This window comes from Micromonospora sp. NPDC002575 (assembly GCF_042889525.1).
GTDB classification, from domain to species: domain Bacteria; phylum Actinomycetota; class Actinomycetes; order Mycobacteriales; family Micromonosporaceae; genus Micromonospora; species Micromonospora carbonacea.
On record NZ_JBIARA010000025.1, the window covers coordinates 1 to 13,651 of the forward strand.

A 13,651-nucleotide genomic window follows, 5' to 3' on the forward strand; every position below is an offset into this window, starting at 1 on the left:
ACGCTCGGCTGGGACAACCCAGCCGAGCGCCTACGTGATCTACTGACAACCACATAAGCCATCAGGTGTTGCGAGGACCCCCAGAAACCGCCCCGCATAGCAGGGGCCCCTTCCTAACGCCCCGGTGCCCGTGGCCCGGCTCAGGCGGGGCGGGAGGCGGCGGGACAGCGAGGCGGCGTCCGTCAGCAGGCCGGGTTGGCGGCGAGGCACATCCGGCGCGCCGCCGCGCGGCCCAGTTCGAGCAGCTCCGCGTCGCTCGTCCGGCGGTCGGCCGCCGGCCGGTCGAAGCCGAGCCCGCTCTCCGGCACGATCACGGTGACCAGGTCGCCGACCCTGACCAGCAGCAGGGTCTCCCTCGACGGCTTCACGTCGAGCGGCTTGCTCGTCGCCACGTCCACGGGAGTCGCCGAGGTGCGTTCCAGCACGACGGCCTGGTCGCCGGCGAAGTTGCCCGTGACCGCCCGCCAGGTGTGCGTCACCGAGGCCGTGACAGGCCCGCCGACCGACTGCATCGGCCTCACCTCGTGCCAGGTGCCGCAGGCCGCCATCGTCGCGTCCAGGTCGACGAACAGCCGGGTGGCGGCCCCCGGGGGAAGGCGGTAGACCTCCTGGGTGAGGACCCGGCGGCCGGCCGGCTGGCCCTCGCCGGGCGCGGGCCTCTGGAGCAGGGTCTGCGACCGGGAATACCGGGACACGGGCGGCTCCGCCACCAGTCCCCTTTCCCCGGCGCACGACTGGAGCAGCGGGTCGATCCGCACGGGCTCCCCGAGCCCCGAGTCGCCCAGCCGCACGTTGCTCGGCACGCCCACCTCGGCCGGGTCCAGCAGGGCCTCCTGCGGGATCTCGGCCCGCCCGGCCGGCTCCGCCCCCGTCGGGGAGAGCCCGCGGTCCGCCGGCGCCGCGAGGTGCCCGGCCCGGCCGCCGGCCGCCACCGCGAAGGCCGAGACCACGGCCAGCACGGCGGTCGCCGCCGCCACCGCCGTACGCCGGCTGCGACGGCGGGCCCGGGCGCGGATCTCCGCCGGTTCGAGCCAGCGTACGTCCCGCAGGTCCCGCCGCATCCGTTCGGCGAACGTCAGGTCGGTCAGGTGGTCCGCGTCGTGGTCGTCACGCATCGGCGGCCTCCTCCAGGTCAGAGACGGCGAGCAAACCGGCGAGCGCGGTGCGCCCCCGGGAGAGTCGGGCCTTCACGGTGCCGACCGGGGCGGCGGTCTGGCGCGCCACCTCGGCGACGGGCATGCCGAGCAGGTAGTACAGGGCGAGGGCGGTGCGCTGCTCCTCGGGGAGCCGCCGCAGCGCGGCCACCACCGCGACGGTGTCGGTGCTCGGCGCGGGGGCGGTGTCGTCGACGCCGTGCCGCAGGTACGCCCGGGCGCGGCTGCGCAGGCTGCGCCAGCGGCTGACCGCGATGCGGGAGGCGACGACCCGCACCCAGGCTTCGGGGTCGTCGTAGCCGGCCACCGTGGACCAGCGCTGCCACGCCCGGATGTACGCCTCCTGCACGGCGTCCTGCGCCTCGGCGAGGTTGCCGGTGAGCGCATAGACGAAGCCGAGCAGCCGCTGTCGGCTGCCCCGGTAGAACTCGTCGAACCCGTCGACTTCCGGCATCCACTGTCTCCCCCGCGTCCGTTCGCAGGGGACACGCGCGGGACGGGTCGGTCGGTTGCCCCGGTCGGGCCTTCGGTCGGTGCGGCCCCTGTACGGTGCGGCCGTCAGACGGTCAGGCCGGCGTCGGTGAGGATCGGGCCGGCCAGCAGCGCCGCGCCGACTGCCAGGGCCAGCAGGTTCACCAGCGCGAACAAGGCGACCCAGAACAGCGGCGGGAACGGGGTGAGCCGGGCCAGTTGGTCGGCGTCGGACTCCGGCATCCGGCCCCGGGAGCGCATCCGCTGGAGCTCGCCGACGGGCCGTACGCCGCCGAGGAGCAGGAACCACACGGACGTCCAGGCGAAGGCGGCCTGGACGTCCGGCGAGGCGTACCAGGAGACGGCGAGCACCACCCCGCCGGTGGCCAGCAGCGACACCGCGCCGAAGGCGTTGCGGACCATGACCAGCATGGCCAGCAGCAGCGCCACGGCGATCCAGAGCAGCAGGGTGATCCGGTTGCCGCCGAGCAGCCAGGCGCCGGCGAGGCCGACCAGGGACGGCGCGACGTAACCGGCGAGCAGGGTGAGGATCATGCCGGGGCCGGTGGGGCGGCCGGCGGAGAGGGTCAGCCCGGAGGTGTCCGAGTGCAGCCGGATGCCGTGCAGCCGGCGGCCGGTGAGCAGGGCGGCGAGGGCGTGCCCACCCTCGTGGGCGATGGTGACGGCGTTGCGGGCGATCCGCCAGGGCAGCCGGGTGCAGACCACCGCCAGCGCCACCGCGGCGGTGACGACGACGAGCAGCGGCGGCGGGTCGGGCTGCGCGGAGAACAGCTTGTCCCAGAGCGTGCCCAGCTCGTCGATCACCACCATGGGGCGCGAGCCTACCGGCCCGGGCCGCGCCGCGTCGGGGATGAAAGTTTTCTTTGAACGTCTTGTGATCTAGGGCAACTAGCTCCAAAGATGTATGTCAATCAAATGGCGTCCCTCTGGAGGAACCCATGATCCGTACCGGATTCACGCTGCGCCGACTGATCGCGGCGGGGATCACCGCCGTAGCGGCAGCGGCCACCGCCCTCGTCGCCACGACGGGCCCGGCGGCAGCCGCCACCACCGCCGGCGTCGACGTCTCCCACTACCAGGGGTCGATCAACTGGACGAGCGTCCGCAACGCGGGCATCGAGTTCGCGTTCATCAAGGCCACTGAGGGCACGAGCTACAAGGACCCGAACTTCAACGCCAACTACGTCAACGCCTACAACGCCGGGGTGATCCGCGGGGCGTACCACTTCGCCCGGCCGAACATCTCCTCCGGCGCCACCCAGGCCAACTACCTGGCCAGCAACGGCGGCGCGTGGTCGGCGGACAGCCGCACCCTGCCGGCGGCGCTGGACGTCGAGGCCAACCCGTACAGCGGCGGCACCTGCTACGGCCTCAGCACGTCCGGGATGCGTAGCTGGATCCAGGACTTCCTGAACACGTACAAGGCCCGCACCGGCCGGTTCGCGGTCATCTACACCACCACGAGCTGGTGGAACCAGTGCACCGGCAGCTGGACCGGGCCGTGGGCCAACCACCCGCTGTGGCTCGCCCGCTGGTCGAGCACCCCGGGCACCCTGCCGGCCGGCGCGCCGGTCTGGAGCTTCTGGCAGTACACCGCCTCCGGCAGCGTCTCCGGCATCAGCGGCAACGTCGACCGCAACTACTGGAACGGCGACCGCAGCCGGCTCATCGCCCTGGCGAACAACACCTGATCCGCGCCTGAGCCACACGTCTGATCGGCGCATGCGTGGCGACGGTCGGCGGCAGCGGGATCGACTGCGACCGTACGGTCGACGGTCGGTCCGGCTGCCGCCGGCCCGTCACTTCCCGGCACTCGCCATGCGGGCCACCGTGGCCCGCCGCGTCAGCCGCCAGGCGGCCACCCCGGCGGCGGTGACCGCCACGACGCCGAACACCGCGAACAGCACCGGAAGGCCCGCGCTGACCAGCAGCAGCGCCACGTCACCGAGCGCGACGAGCATCCACAGTGCCAGCCTGGGCCGCGCGTCCCTGCGTCGGCATCCCATGTCGCACCTCCTTGCGTCGTCCGGGATCAGGTACCCCGTTTGGCGCAAGGTCATGCGAGCCGCTTCACGGCGGCGGGAATCGCCTGGTCAGCGGGCCCGGTCGACATGGAGGGCGACCCGACCGGACGCCGGCCGGCCGGGCGCTCAGTCCTTCCGGTCCGGCTCGAACCCCTCGGCGATCCGGTCGAAGTCGGCCAGCCGCGCCTGCCAGTCCTTGTCCGCCACCTCCCACCGGAAGGCGTACCCCCGGTTCTTGGCCGTGACGAAGCCCCGGTTGCGGACGTGGATCCGGGTATTGTCCCGGGTCTCCAGCCACTCCCAGTCCGCGCACGTCTTGTAGTAGTCGCAGCGCTTGATGCTGAGATACTGGTAGTTGTTGACGTAGTTCTTCCGGGCCGGTTCCTGCCGCTTCCAGTCGGCGTAGGCGTCGTCCAGCGGGGTGCTCGTCCACTGCACCAGCAGCTCGCCCACCCCGTCGCGCTCCTCGAACACGATCGTGTTCTGCCCGACGTTGCGCCGCGTCCAGCCCTTCGGCAGGGGCAGCGAGAAGCCCGCCGGGTCCTTGTGCAGGACCCAACCCTCCGGCAGGGCGTCCGGGTCGACCGACGGGCTCGCCGACGGCGTCGGGCTGGGCGCGGCGCTGCTGGCCGGCGCAGGCGAGGACGGCGCGGCGGCCGACGGCGTCGACGAGGACAGGCCCGCCTGCGGCTCGCCGGGCCCCGGTTCGTCGTCGCCGCCCCGGCCGAGCAGCGGCACCGCCACCACCAGGCCGATCAGCAGCACCGCGACGAGCACGCCGACCAGCAGGTTGCGACGGCGGCGCTCGGGCTTCGTACCGGAGACGACCGCGGCCCGGCCCGTCGACGAGGGCGCCGGGCCGGCGGCGGCCGGCAGCACCGACGTCGGCGCGCCCCGCTTGCGGGCCCGGTCGGCCCACTCCCGCGGCGGGCCGGCAGGCTCGGGCGCGGGCGGCGACACGGGCACGGCCCCGCCCGGATCGATCCGGGTGTCGTCGACCAGACCGCCCGCCGCAACGGCGTCGTCCGCGTCGTCCGCGTCGTCCCCGTCGTCCGCGCCACCGTCGGCCCCGTCGGCCCGGGTCTCGTCGGCCCGGTCGGCCGGCGGGCCGTCGCTCCCACCGGCCGGCGGGTCCCCAGCCGCCTCGGTGGCGGTCTCGGCGTCCGGACCGGGGATCTTCGCCGTGGGGTCGGCCGCCCGCGCGCCGGTGTCCGCGACCTTCGCCGTCGGCGCGGCATCCGTGCTCGGCGTCGGCGGGTCGACCTTCGCGGTCGGCGCGGCGTCGACCGCCGGTGCGGGGACCTTCGCGGTCGGCGCGGCGTCCGTGCTCGGCGGGGAGACCTTCGCGGTCGCGTCGTCGCCGGCCGCGCCGGCCACCGCCGCGCCGCCGGCGACAAGGCCAGCCCCGGGGGTACGCGGCGCGGGCGGCACGGCCGGCCGGCTCGTGCGCTGCTCGGCGGGGCGCGGCGCGGGCACCACCGGCGGTCGCGGCTCGCGCGGCCCGTTGGGCCCAGGCCGGCGTACGCCGTCGAGCAGCGAGATCGTCTTGGAGCGCCGCCCGGCGGCGCGGCGCAGCAGCCGCTCGGCCACCTCGGCGTCGATCCGCTCGGCCGGATCCTTGCGGAGCAGCCCGTTCAGCACCGGCTTCAGCGGGCCGGCGTTCCTCGGCGGCGGCATCGGCTCCGTGGCCAGCGCCGCCAGGGTGGCGATGGCCGACGGCCGGGCGTACGGCGACTTGCCCTCCACCGCCGCGTAGAGCGTCGCGCCCAGCGACCAGAGGTCGGCCTCCGGCCCCGCCGTGCCGTCGCGCGCCCGCTCCGGGGCGATGTACGCCGGGGAACCCAGCACCATGCCGGTGCGCGTCACGTTCGGGTCGCCCGGGATCGTCGCCAGGCCGAAGTCGGTCAGCACCACCCGGCCGTCCGTGCCGAGCAGCACGTTGCCCGGCTTGACGTCCCGGTGCATCACGCCGGCCTTGTGGGCCGCCTTCAGCGCGCCCAGCACCCCCAGGCCGATCTCGACCGCCTTGGCCGGCGACACCGGACCGTCCTCGGCGAGAGTGTCCTGAAGGGACTTCGACGCCACGTACTCCATGACGATCCACGGGTCGCCGTCGGTGCGCAGCACGTCGAAGATGCGGACCACGTTGACATGATTGAGCCGCGCGATCGCGCGGGCCTCCCGCAGCGAGCGTTCCCGCATCTCGCGGCGCTCCTCCGGGGTGAGGCTGGGCGGCGGGACCAGTTCCTTGATCGCCACGTCCCGGTGCAGCACCTCGTCGCGCGCCTTCCACACCCGACCCATGCCGCCCTGGCCGAGCGGCGAAAGGAGCCGGTACCGGTCGGCGACGAGTTGGGGAAGCGCGTTCGACATCGCTGGAGACGGTACCCGGCGGTGGCCCGCCGCACACCGCCGGCACGCCACTGTGCGACGAAGGTCAAGTTCGCGACGCGTACGCTGGATGGCATGTCTGCCGATGAGCCGCTGTTCCGGGTGACCCGGGGCGTGCCGACCGCCGAGGAACTGGCCGCGCTGGTCGGCGTCATCGTCACCCGGAGCCGCCCCACCGCCGCCCCCGGGCCGGCCGCGCCGTCGGCCTGGGCGCGCAGCGGCCGCCCCCGCGGCGCGGCGCCCACCGCCGGCCCGGGCGCCTGGCGCGCCTCCGGCCTGCCCCGCTGACCCGCCGGCCGCCGTCCGGCGTGCCCCGCTGCCGTCGGGGGCTCCCGGAGGTCGGCGACACCCGTTAGCCTCACTCAGGGAAACGGTGTAGTTACGGGTAGGGAGGGCCGATGATCCCCGAGGAGGACCGCCCAGCGCCCTGGTTGAGCGGCTACGGCAGCATCGAGGCCGACATCCGCCAGATGCGCGAGTTCGCCGACAAGCTCCAGGCGGAGGTCGAGCGGAACTACGCTCCGCACCTGTCGTACATCGCGGACGACATGAAGGCGCAGATTCCCAACCCCGCCGATGCCTTCATCGAGCTGGTGCAGTTCCTCAAGGCACACAACGAGACGCAGCAGGCCACCGCCACCATGGTCTGGTCCGTCGGCGGAGCCACCGGCCACCTGGCCGCCGCAGCCGGCCGGATCGCCACGCAGTACGCCGACTCCGACGCCTTCTCGGCCGCCCGCGTCTCCGACGTGGAACGGGCCCTCGCCAACCCCGGCGGGGCAGGGCACGGCCGACCCACGCCAGCCCTGCCCGACCCGACGGGCCCGGACAGCGGGCCGGGGCGGGCGGTGCTGCCATGATCGAGCGGGGCAGCGGCCGGACGTCCGGCCTCACCGACTGGCGGCTGATGGATCTGCTGAGCATGTGGGCCTGCATCCAGGACCACGACACCGCTGGGCACTGGAAGCAGGTCGCCGGCTGGCGCAAGGTCTGCGACCTCGCGCAGGCGCACCTGGGCCGGCTCAAGGAATACCGGCGCGGCCTCGCCGAGGCGTGGCCCCCGGCGACCAACGCCGCCGCCCAGGCGTACCTCGGCGAGCTGGACGACCTGATCGACAAGGTGCAGCGCACCCACGACGCGGCAGCCGCGAACTACGACGCCCTCGCCGCGGCCACCCGGGCGATCAGCAGCGCCCGAGCAGAACTGAAGCCGCTGCACGACGAGTACGTGGATAAGCTCCAGCAGAAGCGGACGTACGAGGCGACCGCCGCCGATCCGAAGGCGGCGATGGGCGCCCGGGTGCCGGACAAGCCGGTGACCGACGCCGACCTGGAACGACTCAACATCCAGGCCCGGAACTTGATGTACGGGTTGAGCGGCGAACTCCAACAGGCCCAAGCAATGCTCCGCCAACCTCCAACCATCAAGCCACGCATTGACGATGGCGATCAACCTGCCTTCGGTTCAGGAAACGGTTCAATTCCCGCCATTCCGCCAATTATCCCGATACCCACAGAAGTTTCCTTCAACAACACTCCTGCCAAGTTGACTAATTCACGATCAGGCATATCGTCGCCGACAGCGCCGGGCTTAGGCCCAGTTCTCGGAGGAATGAGCCCAAACTCAGCTACCCCTTTAACGCAGGCAGGCCTTCCCGGGCTTCCTTCAACACCTTCGAACACGCCGGGCATCGGTTCGTCGCCGATCCTTCCACCCGGTGCCGGCAATGCGAAACTCCCCTATACGCCACCACCAAAAGGCCCACTCGGGCCTTCAGCCCGGCCCCTCGCCAGTGGCAACCCCACCCCACACGCAGGTTCACCACGGACCACTCCACCGCCTGGCCTGATCGGCAATGCTCCCTCTACGGGACCTAGCCAATCCAAAGGCCCCACTCCTTCTCGCCGGATCAATCCGGTAGGAGGTGTTATCGGGGGCGGTGGAGCCGGCACGGCACCGGGTGGAGCCGCAGGGTCACGTCCCGGACTTGGCCGGCCAAGTCAGTTCGGAACTATGAGTAACATGCATCCCCTAGGCCCAGCCTGGGGGACAGGCAATGAACCAAGAAACGGTTTCGTCGCCGAAGAAGACCAGGATGGAGTGCGTCGATGGGACCCGGACCATCCGTGGGAGACTGAACGAGGAGTGAGCCCAATCGTTCGCCCTCCAGATGATGAGGGCCCAATAAATCCAGGCCCGGCTATCGGTTTTGACCGGTGACAGATCTGCCCGCCTGGGTCACGCTAACCACCCTCCTCCTGTCGGCTAGCATATTTCCAGCCACTAACGGCAGCGGGAACGACACTCCAAGCGAATCCACCCTAATAAGAAGCAGCCAATGGCACCTTGGGTACCTTAACGCCCCCAAGGCCCATCAAATAAGTCGAGGTGCCGGGGTCACGGTGGCCGTACCGGACACCGGAGTAGATCCGCACCCCGACCTGCAAAACAACTTACTCCCTGGAATGGACATCATTCCCGGGGGAGACGGCCACGGCCAGAGAGACCAAAACAGTCACGGAACAGGCATGGCCGGCTTAATTGCTGCCCACGGAAGAGCCGGCAGACTGGGAGCTCTCGGAATCTCCCCCGAGGCAAGGATTCTGCCGATCTTCTGCTCACCCCCACACGCCGACGGAAATCCTGACGCACTAGCTCAAGGAATTGAATTCGCAATCTCCAATGGCGCCGACATAATCAGCATCTCCAGCGGCGGCGGAACGAGTTCTCGACTCAATCGGGCAGTCGAAACGGCACTAGCATCGGACATTGTTGTAGTGGCCGGTTCGGGCAATAGGCCATTGGATCAGCTTGTCAGCTATCCCGCTAGCGAACCCGAGGTCCTAGCGGTTGGGGGGATAGATAGGAATGGAAACCACGCTGCGATATCCACCACCGGGCCAGAGGTTGACATCGTCGCGCCGGCGGTGGACATCTATAGCACAAGCACCGATGGTAAGTACCGCCGAGGAACAGGCACTTCGGATGCCACTGCGATAGTCGCGGGGGCAGCTGCTCTTGTCCGGTCCAAGTTCCCCGACCTGCCTGCCTCGGAGGTCGTCCACCGTCTCACTGCCACCGCCATCGACAAAGGGCCGCCCGGCCGTGACGACGAGTACGGCTACGGGGTCGTCGACCTGGTGGCGGCGCTCACGGCAGACGTACCCCCGGCGGGTTTCGAGTCGGCGACGGCGGGTGCGCCGGGCGCGACCGGGCCGCACACGACGGCGGACGCGGAGCCGGCCGACGATGGTGACGACGGGTCGACGGCTCGCGGCCTGGCCACGTTGGGGTTCATCGTGGCCGCTGCGGGAGCCTGGGCGCTGGTCGCGCGACGACGGCGGCTGAGTGACGATCCGCCGCCTCGGATAAGCCGATGAGCCGCAGGCGGTGACGCCATGTCGGCGACATGGGGGTATCCGGGGGGTGGGATACCGCTACCTGGCCGACATGATCAAGGCAGGCCAACATGATCAAGGTAGGACGCCGGCCAGCCAGCGGCGACGCAGGTGGGGGAGGCGGTAGCGTCGGCGGCGTGTCGAACTCGAATGCGCTCCGACTCGTGCTCGCGTCGGCGAGCCCTGCCCGTCGCAAGCTCCTCCACGCCGCCGGCATCGAACCCGATGTGCTGGTCAGCGGGGTCGATGAGTCTCAGGTGGTCAGCGAACGGGCCGAGGACCTGTGCCTGGAGCTGGCCCGCCTGAAGGCGCAGGCGGTCGTCGGCCGGCTGCGGCCCTCCGCCGGCGAGCGGACGTTGGTGCTCGGCTGCGACTCGGTGCTCGCCTTCGACGGCGAGATCCTCGGCAAGCCGGCCGACGGGGCCGACGCGACCCGGCGTTGGGAGCGGATGCGGGGGCGCACCGGCGTGCTGCACACCGGGCACTGCCTGATCGACGTCGTCCACGAGACGCGCGCCGAGGCGGTCGCCTCGACCACCGTGCGGTTCGCCGAGATCAGCGACGAGGAGATCGCGGCGTACGTCGCGACGGGCGAGCCGCTCGCGGTGGCCGGCGCGTTCACCATCGACGGGATGGGCGGGGCGTTCCTGGAGGGTGTCGACGGCGACCCGGGCACGGTGGTCGGGCTTTCCCTGCCGCTGCTGCGCCGGCTCCTCGGCGAGCTGGACCTGCGAATCATCGACCTGTGGACGAAGGTCGCGCCGGGCGGCCAGGAGGTCGAGGCGCTGGGTACGGTCCGGTCATGACGACGAAGTCGCTGCCGCTGACCCCGGAACTGCACGCGTACGTGGTGGCCCACGGGTCGGCCCCGGACGAGGTGATGCGGGACCTGATCGAGGAGACCCGCGCCGCGCTGCCCGGCGAGGCGAGGATGCAGGTGGCCCCGGAGCAGGCCGCGTTCCTGACGTTCCTCACCCGGTTGGTCGGGGCGCGGCGGGCGGTGGAGGTGGGCACCTTCACCGGGATGTCCTCGCTGGCGATCGCGCGCGGGCTCACCGAGGGTGGGCGGTTGACCTGCTTCGACATCTCGGCGGAGTACACGGGCGTGGCGCGGCGGTACTGGGCGCGGGCCGGGGTCGACGACCGGATCGAGCTGCGAATCGGGCCGGCCGGGGACACGCTGCGGGAGCTGCCGCACGAGCGGCACCTGGACTTCGCGTTCATCGACGCGGACAAGGTCGGCTACCCGGTCTACTGGGCGGAGCTGGTGCCGCGCATGCGCCCGGGCGGGATCGTCGCGGTGGACAACACGCTGCGTGGGGGTCGGGTGCTCGCCCCGAGCAACGCCGACGACCGGGCCGTCGCCGCGTTCAACGACGAGGTGATGGCCGACGTCCGGGTGGAACCGGTGCTGCTGCCGATCGCCGACGGGTTGACCCTGGCCCGGGTGCGCTGACGGGCCTCGACCGGCCGCTCGCTCCCTCTCGCACGCGCCGCCGCGCCCCGCTGCGCCCCGCCGTGATCGGGGCGCAGCGGGGCGGGGCGGCGCGGGGGCGCGGCGTGCGGTTTGGAGGGGGCCCTTCCTATACAAAAGGCGTTAACAGGGGGCCCTTCCTTACCCGCTCAGCGGACGCTGCGGGCGAACTGGCGGGCGGCCCAGGCGACGCCGGCGGCGGCCAGCACCGCAATGATGCCCAGGCCCTGCCAGACCTTGTCGTTGCCGAGGTCGCCGGCGAAGAGGGCCCGGGTGCCGTCCACGGCCCAGGAGAACGGGTTCCACTCGGCGATGCCCTGCAGCCAGCCGGGGGCGAAGGTGAGCGGCAGCAGGATGCCGGAGAGCAGCAGCACCGGCTGGGCGACGGTGTTCATCAGCGGGGCGAGCGCGTCCTCGCTCTTGACCTTGAGCGCGACGCCGTAGGAGACGGCCGAGGTCATCAGCGCGATGAGGGCGAGCATCAGGTAGGCCAGCAGCAGGTCGCCGATGAACACGCGCAGCTCGAACAGGAGCGCGAGCACGGTGATGATGACGGCCTGGACGAGCAGCGACACGACGTCGCGCAGGGACCGGCCGAGCAGCAGCGCGAGCCGGCTGACCGGGGTGACCCGGGACCGTTCGATGACCCCGGCGCGCAGCTCGGCGATCAGGCCGAAGCCCTGGAAGAGGCCGCCGAAGATGGCCAGCAGGACCAGCAGGCCGGGCACGAAGATCTTGTACGCCTCGGCCTGGGTCGGCGCGTTCAGCGCCGGCTTGAGCAGCGGGGCGAACAGCAGCAGGTACATCACCGGCTGGAAGACGCCGACGAAGACCCAGACCGGGTTGCGGAGCAGGAGCTGCGCCTGGCGCTGGAAGACGAGCCAGGTGTCGCGGGCGAACTTCATGATCGACTCCGGGGAGGTCAGGACTCGCGCAGCGAGCGGCCGGTCTTGGTGAGGAAGACGTCGTCGAGGCTGGGGCGGTGCAGCTCGATGGAGTTGAGCGCGAGGCCGGCCTGGTCGAGCCGGCGCAGGACCTGCGGGATGGCGGTCGCCCCGTCGTCGACGGTCAGCCGCAGGCCGCCGCCGTCGGCGGTCTCCAGCTTGGCGACGTACGGCTCGGTGTCGAGCAGTTCGGCAGCCCGCGGGGTGCCGGCGACGTCGAGCCCGACGAGCAGCACCTCGCCGGAGATCTCGCGCTTCAGGCCCGTCGGGGTGCCCTCGGCGACCACCTCGCCGTGGTCCATGATCGCGATACGGTCGCAGAGCGCGTCGGCCTCGTCGAGGTAGTGCGTGGTGATGAAGACGGTCATCCCCTCGGCGCGCAGCCGGCGGATCTCGTCCCACATGTGGGCGCGGCTCTGCGGGTCGAGGCCGGTGGTCGGCTCGTCGAGGAAGACGATGCGCGGGTCGTGGATGATGCCGAGGGCGATCTCGACGCGGCGGCGCTGGCCGCCGGAGTAGGTCTTGCACTTGCGGTCGGCGTACTCGGTGAGCTGGAAGGCGGCGAGGGCGCGTTCGGCGCGGCGGCGGGCGTCGGCCTTGCCGATGCCGTACATCCGGGCGTGCAGGACCAGCTCCTCGCGGGCGGTGGAGTCGTCCCAGGTGCTGCCGCCCTGGGCGACGTAGCCGATGCGGCGGCGCACCTCGGCGGGGTCGCGCAGCAGGTCGGCCCCGGCGATGGTGGCCTGGCCGCCGTCGGGGGCGATGAGGGTGGCCAGCATCCGCAGGGTGGTGGTCTTGCCGGCGCCGTTGGGGCCGAGGAACCCGAAGATCTCCCCCTCGGCGACGTCCAGGTCGACGCCGCGGACGGCGTCGACGGTCTTGTGCTGTCGACCGGCGCGGGAGCGGAACGACTTCCGCAGCCCTCTGGTCTGGATCATCTTCGCTCCTGGTCGTCCTGGCCGGACGGGGCCGGCCGCTCCCCGGAAACGCCACGCCACAGGGGTGGCCCCGAAACTCCCGGCGAGACTAACGCGATATAGCTTCTTTGGTCAACTTTGATTATTGCGACTCGTCCGCCCCCTCCCCGACGTGCCAGTCGTCCCGCCCGGTCAACCCCTCCGGCAGGTACGGCACGCCGGCCTCGATCCGGTCGGCGACCCGCTCGCACCACTCCGCCTCGACCTCGCCCCGGGCGATCCACAGCTCGTACGTCCAGCTCACGCCCACCGGCTTGGAGTCGCGGATCCAGGCGGACGCCATCGAGGCACGCATGCTCTCCACGCCGGCCCGCAGCACCTGCCCCCGGCTGCGCAGCGCGGCCGCCGCCTCCGGCCTGGGCAACGCCGGCAGGAACGCGAACGCCGCCATGAACGGGTCGTTCGTCTGATGATTGCCCCACCACAGGTCGCGCAGCAGGGTCTCGAACTCGTCGACCCCCTTCGGGGTGATCTCGTACGTCGTCCGGGCCGGCCGGACGCCGACCTGCTCGGTGGCGACCTCGCGGAGCAGCCCCTCCTCGCCGAGCTTGCGCAGCGCGTGGTAGATCGAGCCGGGCTGCACGTTGGCCCACTTGTCGGCGCCCCAACTGAGCAGCTCGCGGCGGACGTCGTAGCCGTGCACCGGCTGCATCCACTTGACCAGACCGAGAATCATCATCCGAGTGGCAGACACCGGAGAAGCGTATTAGGCAAGTTTGACTATCGGCGGCGGGACAGTGCCACATCCCACACTGAGCGATCGTTAGGGCCGCGACCTCGGCCGATACACTCCCCG

15 protein-coding genes are annotated in these 13,651 nt (G+C 71.7%); 7 read left to right on the forward strand and 8 right to left on the reverse strand.

All coding sequences use genetic code 11. The annotated features are described in order from the left end of the window. Positions 1–182: 182 nt before the first annotated feature. The 3 genes from ACFYWL_RS27485 to ACFYWL_RS27495 all read right to left on the reverse strand — a co-directional run bounded on the left by ACFYWL_RS27485 (position 183) and on the right by ACFYWL_RS27495 (position 2,456). Positions 183–1,115, reverse strand: a complete 933-nt coding sequence (locus ACFYWL_RS27485) for a hypothetical protein (protein ID WP_386978392.1) — start codon at positions 1,113–1,115, stop codon at positions 183–185. Further along, positions 1,108–1,608 (reverse strand): SigE family RNA polymerase sigma factor, encoded by a 501-nt coding sequence (locus ACFYWL_RS27490; protein WP_386978395.1) that lies wholly within the window; start codon positions 1,606–1,608, stop codon positions 1,108–1,110. The genes ACFYWL_RS27485 and ACFYWL_RS27490 overlap by 8 nt, the downstream gene beginning before the upstream one ends. 104 nt (positions 1,609–1,712) lie before the next feature. Beyond that, positions 1,713–2,456: a M50 family metallopeptidase gene (locus ACFYWL_RS27495; protein ID WP_386978398.1), complete on the reverse strand. Its 744-nt coding sequence runs from the start codon at positions 2,454–2,456 to the stop codon at positions 1,713–1,715. A gap of 128 nt (positions 2,457–2,584) precedes the next feature. On the opposite strand from ACFYWL_RS27495, the gene ACFYWL_RS27500 reads away from it, so the two are divergent. Then, complete coding sequence (locus ACFYWL_RS27500) at positions 2,585–3,337, forward strand: GH25 family lysozyme (RefSeq protein WP_386978401.1); 753 nt, start codon at positions 2,585–2,587, stop codon at positions 3,335–3,337. 108 nt (positions 3,338–3,445) lie between these two features. Here ACFYWL_RS27500 and ACFYWL_RS27505 read toward each other — a convergent pair whose 3' ends face one another. Continuing rightward, on the reverse strand, positions 3,446–3,652 hold the full coding sequence (locus tag ACFYWL_RS27505) for a hypothetical protein (protein ID WP_386978404.1): 207 nt from the start codon (positions 3,650–3,652) through the stop codon (positions 3,446–3,448). A 144-nt stretch (positions 3,653–3,796) separates the two neighbouring features. Then, the gene (locus ACFYWL_RS27510) at positions 3,797–6,043 is read right to left on the reverse strand and encodes a protein kinase (protein WP_386978407.1); all 2,247 of its coding nucleotides are present in this window, start codon (positions 6,041–6,043) and stop codon (positions 3,797–3,799) included. Positions 6,044–6,136: 93 nt separating this feature from the next. Here ACFYWL_RS27510 and ACFYWL_RS27515 point away from each other — a divergent pair, with 93 nt between their 5' ends. The 6 genes from ACFYWL_RS27515 (at position 6,137) to ACFYWL_RS27540 (ending at position 10,916) form a co-directional block, all read left to right on the forward strand. Continuing rightward, positions 6,137–6,349 (forward strand): acyl-CoA carboxylase subunit epsilon, encoded by a 213-nt coding sequence (locus ACFYWL_RS27515; protein ID WP_386978410.1) that lies wholly within the window; start codon positions 6,137–6,139, stop codon positions 6,347–6,349. Positions 6,350–6,459: 110 nt separating this feature from the next. Then, a complete protein-coding gene (locus tag ACFYWL_RS27520; protein ID WP_386978413.1) occupies positions 6,460–6,921 on the forward strand; it encodes a hypothetical protein in 462 nt (153 codons plus the stop codon). Further along, positions 6,918–8,282 carry a hypothetical protein gene (locus ACFYWL_RS27525; protein ID WP_386978416.1) on the forward strand — a complete coding sequence of 455 codons (1,365 nt, stop codon included), beginning with the start codon at positions 6,918–6,920 and terminating at the stop codon, positions 8,280–8,282. Before ACFYWL_RS27520 ends, ACFYWL_RS27525 begins: the two co-directional genes overlap by 4 nt. After that, the gene (mycP, locus tag ACFYWL_RS27530) at positions 8,279–9,442 is read left to right on the forward strand and encodes a type VII secretion-associated serine protease mycosin (RefSeq protein WP_386978419.1); all 1,164 of its coding nucleotides are present in this window, start codon (positions 8,279–8,281) and stop codon (positions 9,440–9,442) included. The genes ACFYWL_RS27525 and mycP overlap by 4 nt, the downstream gene beginning before the upstream one ends. A 155-nt stretch (positions 9,443–9,597) precedes the next feature. Then, a complete protein-coding gene (locus ACFYWL_RS27535) occupies positions 9,598–10,266 on the forward strand; it encodes a Maf family protein (protein WP_386978422.1) in 669 nt (222 codons plus the stop codon). After that, positions 10,263–10,916 carry an O-methyltransferase gene (locus tag ACFYWL_RS27540; protein ID WP_386978425.1) on the forward strand — a complete coding sequence of 218 codons (654 nt, stop codon included), beginning with the start codon at positions 10,263–10,265 and terminating at the stop codon, positions 10,914–10,916. The genes ACFYWL_RS27535 and ACFYWL_RS27540 overlap by 4 nt, the downstream gene beginning before the upstream one ends. Before the next feature lie 167 nt (positions 10,917–11,083). On the opposite strand, the gene ACFYWL_RS27545 is transcribed toward ACFYWL_RS27540, so the two are convergent. From ACFYWL_RS27545 to ACFYWL_RS27555, 3 genes are all read right to left on the reverse strand, one after another. Continuing rightward, complete coding sequence (locus ACFYWL_RS27545; RefSeq protein WP_386978428.1) at positions 11,084–11,839, reverse strand: ABC transporter permease; 756 nt, start codon at positions 11,837–11,839, stop codon at positions 11,084–11,086. A gap of 17 nt (positions 11,840–11,856) precedes the next feature. Further along, positions 11,857–12,816 carry an ATP-binding cassette domain-containing protein gene (locus tag ACFYWL_RS27550; RefSeq protein WP_386978431.1) on the reverse strand — a complete coding sequence of 320 codons (960 nt, stop codon included), beginning with the start codon at positions 12,814–12,816 and terminating at the stop codon, positions 11,857–11,859. Between the two features lie 121 nt (positions 12,817–12,937). Beyond that, positions 12,938–13,534 carry a PadR family transcriptional regulator gene (locus tag ACFYWL_RS27555; protein WP_386978600.1) on the reverse strand — a complete coding sequence of 199 codons (597 nt, stop codon included), beginning with the start codon at positions 13,532–13,534 and terminating at the stop codon, positions 12,938–12,940. Positions 13,535–13,651: the final 117 nt, after the last annotated feature.

Excerpts from the sequence above, each read along its gene's own strand:
- ACFYWL_RS27540 (WP_386978425.1), top strand. The coding sequence starts at position 10,263 with ATGACGACGAAGTCGCTGCCGCTGACCCCGGAACTGCACGCGTACGTG.
- ACFYWL_RS27510 (WP_386978407.1), bottom strand. The coding sequence starts at position 6,043 with ATGTCGAACGCGCTTCCCCAACTCGTCGCCGACCGGTACCGGCTCCTT.
- ACFYWL_RS27555 (WP_386978600.1), bottom strand. The coding sequence starts at position 13,534 with ATGATGATTCTCGGTCTGGTCAAGTGGATGCAGCCGGTGCACGGCTAC.
- ACFYWL_RS27515 (WP_386978410.1), top strand. The coding sequence starts at position 6,137 with ATGTCTGCCGATGAGCCGCTGTTCCGGGTGACCCGGGGCGTGCCGACC.
- ACFYWL_RS27525 (WP_386978416.1), top strand. The coding sequence starts at position 6,918 with ATGATCGAGCGGGGCAGCGGCCGGACGTCCGGCCTCACCGACTGGCGG.
- ACFYWL_RS27545 (WP_386978428.1), bottom strand. The coding sequence starts at position 11,839 with ATGAAGTTCGCCCGCGACACCTGGCTCGTCTTCCAGCGCCAGGCGCAG.
- ACFYWL_RS27550 (WP_386978431.1), bottom strand. The coding sequence starts at position 12,816 with ATGATCCAGACCAGAGGGCTGCGGAAGTCGTTCCGCTCCCGCGCCGGT.
- ACFYWL_RS27485 (WP_386978392.1), bottom strand. The coding sequence starts at position 1,115 with ATGCGTGACGACCACGACGCGGACCACCTGACCGACCTGACGTTCGCC.
- ACFYWL_RS27490 (WP_386978395.1), bottom strand. The coding sequence starts at position 1,608 with ATGCCGGAAGTCGACGGGTTCGACGAGTTCTACCGGGGCAGCCGACAG.
- ACFYWL_RS27495 (WP_386978398.1), bottom strand. The coding sequence starts at position 2,456 with ATGGTGGTGATCGACGAGCTGGGCACGCTCTGGGACAAGCTGTTCTCC.
- ACFYWL_RS27505 (WP_386978404.1), bottom strand. The coding sequence starts at position 3,652 with ATGGGATGCCGACGCAGGGACGCGCGGCCCAGGCTGGCACTGTGGATG.
- ACFYWL_RS27500 (WP_386978401.1), top strand. The coding sequence starts at position 2,585 with ATGATCCGTACCGGATTCACGCTGCGCCGACTGATCGCGGCGGGGATC.
- ACFYWL_RS27520 (WP_386978413.1), top strand. The coding sequence starts at position 6,460 with ATGATCCCCGAGGAGGACCGCCCAGCGCCCTGGTTGAGCGGCTACGGC.